The 9,278-nt window shown below is 36.3% G+C and carries 10 protein-coding genes and 1 rRNA gene; all 11 read left to right on the top strand.

What is annotated here, in order from left to right; all coding sequences use genetic code 11:
- On the top strand, nt 1–852 hold an 852-nt coding region (locus ACY2V1_RS09770; protein ID WP_461834611.1), incomplete at its 5' end, for a TRAP transporter large permease.
- Between the two features lie 153 nt (nt 853–1,005).
- The gene (locus tag ACY2V1_RS09775) at nt 1,006–1,224 is read left to right on the top strand and encodes a type II toxin-antitoxin system HicB family antitoxin (protein WP_461834612.1); all 219 of its coding nucleotides are present in this window, start codon (nt 1,006–1,008) and stop codon (nt 1,222–1,224) included.
- Complete coding sequence (locus tag ACY2V1_RS09780) at nt 1,217–1,420, top strand: type II toxin-antitoxin system HicA family toxin (protein ID WP_461834613.1); 204 nt, start codon at nt 1,217–1,219, stop codon at nt 1,418–1,420. Before ACY2V1_RS09775 ends, ACY2V1_RS09780 begins: the two co-directional genes overlap by 8 nt.
- A gap of 79 nt (nt 1,421–1,499) precedes the next feature.
- Entirely contained in the window at nt 1,500–3,590 is a 2,091-nt protein-coding gene (gene glyS, locus ACY2V1_RS09785; protein ID WP_461834614.1) for a glycine--tRNA ligase subunit beta, read from the top strand.
- 148 nt (nt 3,591–3,738) lie between these two features.
- Nucleotides 3,739–4,833: an SLC13 family permease gene (locus tag ACY2V1_RS09790; protein ID WP_461834615.1), complete on the top strand. Its 1,095-nt coding sequence runs from the start codon at nt 3,739–3,741 to the stop codon at nt 4,831–4,833.
- Between the two features lie 97 nt (nt 4,834–4,930).
- On the top strand, nt 4,931–5,665 hold the full coding sequence (locus tag ACY2V1_RS09795; RefSeq protein WP_461834616.1) for a ComF family protein: 735 nt from the start codon (nt 4,931–4,933) through the stop codon (nt 5,663–5,665).
- A gap of 109 nt (nt 5,666–5,774) precedes the next feature.
- Nucleotides 5,775–6,086 (top strand): 50S ribosomal protein L21, encoded by a 312-nt coding sequence (gene rplU, locus ACY2V1_RS09800; RefSeq protein WP_461834617.1) that lies wholly within the window; start codon nt 5,775–5,777, stop codon nt 6,084–6,086.
- Nucleotides 6,087–6,097: 11 nt separating this feature from the next.
- Nucleotides 6,098–6,367 (top strand): 50S ribosomal protein L27, encoded by a 270-nt coding sequence (gene rpmA / locus ACY2V1_RS09805; RefSeq protein ID WP_075068974.1) that lies wholly within the window; start codon nt 6,098–6,100, stop codon nt 6,365–6,367.
- A 113-nt stretch (nt 6,368–6,480) separates the two neighbouring features.
- Nucleotides 6,481–7,506 carry a GTPase ObgE gene (gene obgE, locus ACY2V1_RS09810; protein ID WP_461834618.1) on the top strand — a complete coding sequence of 342 codons (1,026 nt, stop codon included), beginning with the start codon at nt 6,481–6,483 and terminating at the stop codon, nt 7,504–7,506.
- Between the two features lie 67 nt (nt 7,507–7,573).
- On the top strand, nt 7,574–8,752 hold the full coding sequence (gene proB / locus ACY2V1_RS09815; RefSeq protein WP_461834619.1) for a glutamate 5-kinase: 1,179 nt from the start codon (nt 7,574–7,576) through the stop codon (nt 8,750–8,752).
- Between the two features lie 416 nt (nt 8,753–9,168).
- A 16S ribosomal RNA gene (locus tag ACY2V1_RS09820) occupies nt 9,169–9,278 on the top strand; the annotation flags it as partial.

The raw sequence follows: 9,278 nt of genomic DNA on the forward strand, positions 1-9,278 counted from the left end.
GGACTTGGAATCCTTATGCCACCATCTGTTGTGTTCATTATATATGGTATCTTAACCCAAATATCCATAGGAAAACTATTTTTAGCAGGTATCTTGCCAGCAATTTTAATAACTATCTTATTTTGTACTGCAGTATATTTTTATTCCATTATCTCTCCTTCCCAATCTCCTCCAGGAGAAAAATTTCCCATAAAAGAAAAGATTAAAGCAATAATAGATGTGTGGGAAACGCTGCTTGTATTTTCACTTGTTATGGGGGGCATGTTTTTGGGAATCTTTACTCCAACAAGGGCAGGGGCAGTGGGATCATTTTTGCTGCTTGTAATTGTAGTTATTCAGAAAAAACTCTCCTGGAAAAACTTTGTTAAGGCAGTATACGACACTTTAAACGTCTCCTGTATGGTCATTATGCTGGTTGCTGGGGCAACTATATTTGGCCATTTTTTGGCCTTGTCCAGGGTCTCTATGGAGATGGCCAATTTTGTATCTTCTTTAAACCTCCCTGGATGGGGAGTTGTGAGCATGATCTGTTTAATATATTTGATTGCAGGATGTTTTATTGATGCGCTAGCTCTAGTTACTTTAACAATTCCGATCTTTTATCCAATAATTGTAAATCTTGGCTATGACCCTGTATGGTTTGGAGTAATTATTGTGCTTATTACCCAGATGGGCATAATTACTCCTCCTGTTGGAGTTAATGCATATATTGTAAAAGGGCTATCACCTCATATAAAACTAGAAGAGGTATTTGCAGGTATTGTGCCTTTTTTAATAGCCCTTATCATAGGCACAGGGATTATAATTGCCTGTCCAAAAATAAGTTTACTTTTACCTGAAATGGTGAAATAAAAAATAATGAGAAAATATAAAATTACCTAAGTAAAGAAGACAATGTTTTTATTGCTGAAGTTTCTGAATTATCAGGATGATCTATGATTCATGGAGATAGTTATGAAGAGGCAATTAAAAATATAATGTTGGCCGTAAAAAATGGGAGATAAAATGAAAGTAAATATAGTAATAGAAAAAGATGAATATGGATATTATGCATATTGTCCAGAATTAAAAGGATGTCATAGTCAAGGAGATTCTTTTGAGGAAGTTTTATCAAACATAAAGGAGGCCATAGAACTTTATTTAGAGACATTGTCCTTAGAGGAAAAGAAACTTTATTTAAGCAAAGAAATATTTACGACTTCCATGGAGATAGAAGTTGCCTAAATTGCCAAGACTTACTCCAGAGGAAGCTGAAAAGAAACTACTTCGCTGTGGGTTTCACCATATTAGGAGTAAAGGAAGTCATAGGATATATCAAAGAGGTAATGAGAGATTTATTATACCCTTTCACAAAGGAAAAACATTACATCCTAAGATTGTAAAGGCATTGATGAACTTAATAGGAGAGTTAAAGGGCTAACAAAACGGTCCAGCGGATTTGTTACTTAGTCGCCGCTGGCCTCTGTGTTTAGAAAGAAAATAAAGAGAGGGGAAAAAAAATGGGAAAATTTTTGCTAGAAATTGGAACTGAAGAGATGCCATCCAGGTTTTTATCTGGTATAATTTCTCAACTAAAGGAACTCTTTGAGACTGAATTAAAGAATGCGCAGATTCAGTTTAAGGATGTTAAAACCTATGCTACACCTAGAAGGATAGTAGCATTTGTAGAAGATATTTCTGAGATACAAAACAAAGAGATAAAAAAGATAGTAGGCCCCCCAGTTAATATTGCCAAGGACAAAGACGGAAATTACACCAAGGCAGGAATTGGATTTGCAAAATCCCAGGGAGTAGAATTAGAGGACCTATTTGAAGAAAAGACTCCAAAAGGGGTGTATATTGCCACAAAAAAAGAAATTGGCGGGGCAAACACAAGGGAAATTCTACCAGATATAATAAAGGACATAATCTCAAGGATCCATTTTCCCAAAAGGATGAAATGGGAAGATTCTGGTTTTTTGTTTGGACGTCCAATTAGATGGATACTGGCACTCTTTAATACTGAAATTATTGATTTTGAAATTGCTTCAATTGGCTCCTCCAATAAGACCTATGGCCATAGGGTCATGGGAAAAGGCCCATTTTCTGTTTCATCGTGCGATGAATATTTTGAAATAATAGAAAATAAGGGAAAAGTTATTTTAGATCCTAAGAAACGGCTTAATATTATTAAAGAAATAGGAAATAAAGATGCCCAAAAACTGGGAGGCAGAGTGATATGGGATGATGAACTTCTGGAAGAAGTAATTGGACTTATTGAATATCCCCTTCCCTTAATTGGGGAATTTCATTCTAAATTTTTAGAATTGCCTAAAGAGGTTTTGTTAACCAGTATTAAAACACACCAAAAATCCTTTGGTATTGAAGATGAAAATGGGAATCTCCTCCCATATTTTCTGTGCACTCTAAACATAGTGCCCTCTGATATGTCCCTTGTAAAAAAAGGATGGGAAAGGGTTCTACGTGCAAGATTGGAAGATGCCAGATTTTTTTGGAATGTGGACAACAAAGCGTCTTTAGAAGAATGGAGGGAAGAATTAAATAGGGTGGTATTTTTAGGACCACTTGGTTCCATGGGAGACAAGGCAAATAGATTGGAAAAAATCTGTGAATTTCTCTCAGATAAATTGGCTCCAGAACTAAAAAATTCTATGAAAAGGGCCGCTCAACTTGCAAAAGTAGACCTTGTTTCAGAGATGGTAGGTGAATTTGATGACCTGCAGGGAATCATGGGTGGCATTTATGCAAAAATAAAGGGTGAGGATGAAGTTGTAAGCAGTGCCATCTATGAACATTACCTGCCAACAGGAGTAGATAGTCCATTACCTAAAACCATAGGTGGGGCAATCTTATCCCTTGCAGATAAAATGGACAACATTATTGGTTGCTTTGGATTGGACATGATCCCAACAGGAGCCCAGGATCCCCATGGCATGAGACGACAAACCCTTGCAATTATAAGAATTATTCTAGATAAGGGGTTTAATTTTTCTCTTTTTGATGCATTTTCTAAGGTGTTTGATACATATGGGGATATTAAATGGAAAAATTCAAAAGAGACTACTTTAACAAAGTTAAGGGAATTTGTAGCTGCCAGGTTAAAAGGATATTTTACATCTCTTGGATATGAGACCAAAATTGTGGACGCAGCACTGGGGGCTGATATTGACAATATCTACCTTGCCCAAAAAAGGCTTGAAGCCTTAAAACAATTTAGTGAACAGAAAGATTTTGAAAGTGCTGTACTCACATTTAAGAGGGCAGACAATATAATCAGAAAACAGGGTATTTCTGCAGAAGGAAACCTGAGTGATAGATTTGACATGGACAAAATGGTGGAGGAAGAAGAAAAGAAACTGGCACAGGCTATTTTAGACCTTGATAAGAAATGGAATGATCTCTATGGAAAAGAAGATTTCATAGAACTTTTTATGCTTTTATATGACCTAAAACCTGTGGTGGATGAATTTTTTGATAATGTAATGGTAATGTGTGAAGATCCTGCACTTAGAAGAAATAGATTAAATCTCCTCTATGCCCTGACAAAAAAATTATCTACCCTAGCAGATTTTAGTGCCCTTCAAATATAGACATGACCAGGTCTAGCCCTGGGCCTGGTTATTGGGCCTAAACCTGCTGCTATAACTGTATTGCCTAACTAATCACTTTATGGGATGGAGTACCTTCCACTTAATTTTTTATTTAGCCTTTATATCACCCAACAGGAGAATATAATTGGTGAAACATGAAGTAACATTCATTGATTTTGTCATAAAAGAATGGCTGCTAATCGCCTCAGGAGTTGGTTTTGTCCTGTTATCCCTTTATACAAAGCATCTTCCCATCCCTTCAATCAATGAGTTAAATGTCCTGTTTATCTTGTTTGTGTTGTTTATTACTGTAAATGGTTTACAGAAAAGTGGGTTGCTCTTAAAAATATCCCAATTTATAGAAAAAGGTAAAGCCATACCCTTAAAACTAGTATTAGGAACCTTTTTTTTGTCCATGTTGGTAACAAATGATATTGCGTTAATAGTTATTGTTCCCATTACATTATCGCTTAACATAAATAAAAAAGACATTCTTGTAATTTTTGAGGCATTGGCAGCCAATGCTGGTTCTGCATTAACTCCAATTGGTAATCCTCAGAATCTTTATATTTATTGGTTTTACCACATTCATCCCTTTACATTCATAAAGACGATTTTTCCTTTTTCTTTAGCTTTTCTTGGATTGCTGACGGTCTCTTCGCTCTTTGTTGTAATCCAAAAAGATTTAAAGGAAGATCAAATACAGAAAATCAATAAAAAGGGATATGTCTATGGAGTGTTATTTATTGTTGTTCTTCTCACTGTTTTTCATATTCTTCCTCTTGTAAGTGGAGTTGCTGTTATATTTTTTGCGTTTATATTTGACCAAAAAGCATTATATGTTGATTATTCTCTACTTTTTAGCTTTTTTTTCTTTTTTGGAATAGCGGACAATCTAAAAACCATACTGGCTCCTGAGATAAGCCATTTTGGACATATATTTCTATTATCAGTACTCACAAGTCAGGTCATGAGTAATGTTCCTGCAACACTACTCATTGCAAAATTTACATCAAATTGGCAACCCTTATTATGGGGGACAAATGCTGGTGGATTTGGTAGTTTGATAGGCTCTTTGGCAAATCTGATAGCCTATAAATTATATATTTCTTGTGAAGGTACAAAAAATACAGCAAGGTTTACTGCAAAATTTCTTATTTTAGGATATATGGCATTGTTTATTTCAATAGGCTTATATTTTCTACTTTTTAGACCAGCAGATTTTTTGTGGATTATCAAATGACTTAAGGGCTAGTCCTTACCTGATTTCTATTTAGTTGGCGCATATTAGCCCTAGACTTTAAAAGATTTAACTCTGGTTGGAGAAAAAAGTAATAAATATGAATTTACTCATTGAAAGATTTCTTTCTTTTTTTCCAATAATCAGGTGTGCAATTTGTGGGGGGCTAAAAAATAATGGTTTTTTGTGCAAGTTATGCGCAGAGAAAATAGAGTCTCTCAATGTTCAAAAAGGCTATTGTATAACATGCGGTGAACCTTTGACATCTGAAAAATTAACCTGTTGTGGCGAGTGTTTAACAAATAAACGACCATGGGATTACTTTTCCTTTTATGGCTATTATAGGGATATTTTAAGACAGATAATTACAGAGTTTAAGTATAGAGGGGATTTTGCTTGTTTAGGAATACTCCAAGATCTTTTATGCAAGGCTTATTTCAAGGCTGATTCTGATTTTGATCCTGATATTATTATTCCTGTGCCTATTCATAAAAATAGGCTTAAATTGAGAGGGTTTAATCAATCTTTAGAAATTTCTAGAAGGCTGTCCAGATTACTCGGTGTTCCTATTGAAAGAAATATTTTGGTTCGCACAAAAGATACCGTCTCCCAGGTAGGGCTTAAGAAATCAGAGAGAGAAAAAAATGTAAAAAATGTCTTTTGTGTAATAGGCGATATTAAAGGTATAAATCTCATTTTAGTAGATGATGTTTATACATCAGGTGCCACTGCATCAGAGTGTTCTAAGGTTCTAAAGGCTGCAGGGGCAGGGATGGTTGATGTGTTAGTGGTAGCAAGGACCAAGGTGGGGACGTTGAATATAACTCTTGACTAACTATATAAAATGAGATTATATTTTCTCTTCTAGCAAAATTTTTTTGAGAAATATCCAGCGGAAACTTTTTGTGGCTGGTGTATAATTTTTTTTGGGAGGGAATTTTGTTATGTATGTAATCTTAGAGACCGGGAGTAAACAATATCCAGTAAAAGAAGGGGATGTTATCACTGTTGAGAAATTGGATGCTCAAGTGGGAGAAGAAGTGGTTTTAGACAAAATTTTGTTTGCTTGTAGAGGCGAAGACGATGTCTTGGTTGGAAATCCTTATTTGAGTGGAAAGGTGGTAGGTGAAGTTGTTGAGCAAGGCAGGCATAAAAAGGTCATAGTTTTTAAATTTAAAAGGCGTAAAGATTATAAGAAGAAACAAGGACATCGTCAGTATTACACCAAAATTAAAGTAAAATCCATAGAGATTTAAGGGGGCGTATTATGGCTCATAAAAAAGCAGGTGGTAGTTCAAGGAATGGAAGAGACAGTATTGGGCAAAGGCGTGGCGTAAAGCGTTTTGGAGGACAATTAGTTAAGGCAGGAAATATTTTGGTAAGGCAGCTTGGGACAAAGATATATCCTGGTGAAAATGTGGGGATGGGTAGAGATTATACCCTTTTTGCAAAGGTTGATGGATATGTAAAGTATGAAAAGTTTACGAGGAAGAGAAAGGTCAAGACCAGGGTGCATATTATCCCTGTTGAACAATAAAACTCTTTTAAGTGTTTTTAGTTTTGTAGGTCTTAAGCTACGGAGGCTGGTATTTTGGGCGTGCCTGAAAATACGGCCTCCTTTTTTGTTTTTTAAATGCGTTGGTTGTAAGTATGAAGTTTGTAGATGAAGCAGAAATTTTGGTGAAAGCTGGACGTGGTGGGAATGGGTGTGTTTCCTTTAGGCGGGAAAAATACGTCCCAAGGGGTGGTCCAGATGGTGGAGATGGTGGTAAAGGCGGGGATGTTTATGTTCAGGCAAAGGAAAATTTGCTTACCCTCTATGATTTGAGGCTAAAAAGGGTTTACATGGCAGAAAATGGTCAACCTGGCCAGGGGAAACAGAAAAATGGACGTAAGGGTAAAGACCTATATATTTATGTGCCAATGGGGACCTTGGTCTATGAGGTAAATGATAAGGGAGAGAAAAAGCTATTGGCAGACTTAGATGGTAGAGATAAAGGTATTCTAGTTGCCAGGGGTGGCCGTGGAGGTAGAGGGAATACGCATTTTAAGTCTCCGGTTCAAAGGGCTCCTCGCATAGCTGAGAGAGGTGAAGAGGGCGAAGAAAAGCGCCTTTTTCTGGAGCTTAAGTTGATTGCAGATGTGGGTTTAATAGGACTTCCAAATGCAGGTAAATCTACTTTTATCTCAAAGGTTTCAGCTGCAAGGCCCAAGATTGCCTCTTATCCTTTTACTACGCTCACTCCTCAACTAGGGGTGGTTGAAGGAGATGTGGGTGAACGAATCATTATTGCTGATATTCCGGGTCTAATAGAAGGAGCTCACAAGGGCCAGGGATTGGGAGATAGATTTTTAAGGCATGTGCTGAGAACAAAGGTGTTGGTCCATCTTTTAAGCGTTGAAGAAATATCCTTGGATTTTCCATTAGATGGATTTGAGCTAATAAATGAAGAGCTTTATAGGTTTGATCCTGCCCTTGTTTCAAAGCCTCAGATTCAGGTAATAAATAAAATAGATCTGCTTGATGAAGAACAAAAAAGGTATTTAAAAAAGAAGTTGGAAAAATTATCTAAAGAGGTTTATCTTTTGTCTTTAAAGACAAAAGAGGGACTAAGTAGGGTAATGGAAAAAATTTGGTTTGAGGTAAAAGGCTACGTCCCCACTATTTTATATTAACTAAATTATTTAAAAGTAATGAAAATGAACTTGCCATGAAATCAAGTTAAGCAATAGGTGATTTTAAATGGGGCTTGAGGATAAGACAAAAGATAAGGCAATCGCAAGTACAATTAAGAATACTCTTAAGGATGCAAAACTTATAGTTTTAAAAGTAGGAAGTGCTGTTTTGACCAATGGTGACAAGGGATTGGATTTGAGAGTCATAAATAGGCTGGTGGATCAAATTTCCAATATCCACGATATGGGGAAAAAGGTGATCCTGGTCTCATCAGGTGCTGTGGCAACAGGAGCAACCTATTTGAAATATTCCCTGAAAGGAAAATTACCATTAGAAAAAAAACAGGCCGCAGCAGCTGTTGGACAGAGCAGACTTATGCACATATACGATGAGGCCTTTGAAAAATATAATAAGATTACAGCACAAATCCTCCTTACTAAAGATGATTTAAAGAGTAGGCAAAGATTTTTAAATGCCAGGAATACCTTTTCTACGCTTTTGTCAGAAGGGGTAGTACCAATTGTAAATGAAAACGATACAGTAGTTGTGGAAGAATTAAAATTTGGAGACAATGACTATTTGGCTACCTTAATACTCAATTTAGTGGGGGCGGATCTGTTTGTAAATCTTACTTCTGCTAAAGGAGTTTATACCTCTAATCCCGATCAAGATAAAAATGCAAAACCTATTCATTTTATAGATGACATCATGTCCCTTGATATTGAATCTATGTGTATGGGAAAGACTTTAAGTGGGACAGGTGGAATGTATTCAAAGTTGCTCGCGGCAAAGCGGGCGGCACAACTAGGGGTTCCCACATTGATCGTCTCGGGAAAGATTCCTTTTGTCTTAGAAAAGGTATTTAGTGGTGAAATTCATGGCACATGGATACAACCGTGCAAAAATATTGTACCCAGAAGAAAGTTTTGGCTTGCCTACAATTTAGAACCAAAAGGCACTATTGTCGTTGACTTAGGCGCAAAAAATGCCCTTTTATTTAAAGGAAAAAGTTTGTTGCCAGCAGGAATTGTAAGAGTTTTGGGTAATTTTGAAGAAAATTCTCTGGTTAAAATATTATCTGAAGATGGGGCAGAGATTGGTGTAGGTCTTTGTAATTATTCAAGTGAAGAGTTAAAGATAATCGGAGGCAAAAATACACGAGATGTTCCAGAATTAATAACAAGGGATCCATGTCCTGAAGAAGTTGTGCATAGAGATAATTTGTTGATTGACGCAGTTTTTTAAGGATGATTAAAATAAGACCCTGTAACATTATTTGTGTAAATTCTAATTAAGAGTGATCTGTTATCACTGTCTGTCATTTGTTGTCCACTCACACAGATCACTCACACTGATCACTAATATCCCCTTATTTATCACCCTCAACACCCTGGGGATATACACACTTTTTGTTACATACTCAAAAATTAATTTTTTTAAAAAAAATTATTGACAGGAGTTTTAAAAATACTTATACATATCTTCCTCGACGCAAGCAAAAAGGCTCTTTAAAAAAAAATAAAAAAATATTGACAATGTAAAAGTTGTGAGTATAATTAATTTTCCGGTTCATTGACAAAGTAGATAGTTATAGGAATGGGGAGGACAGGTAAGGATAGAGGCTCTATTCATTAGGGATAGGGTAGAAGGTTATATAGTAATAACCTGAGAGTTTGATCCTGGCTCAGAATGAACGCTGGCGGCGTGCCTAACACATGCAAGTCGAGCGCGAAAGTGACCTTCGGGTTGCGAGTAGAGCGGCGGACGGGTG

It is taken from the genome of Desulfothermus sp. (assembly GCF_053993635.1).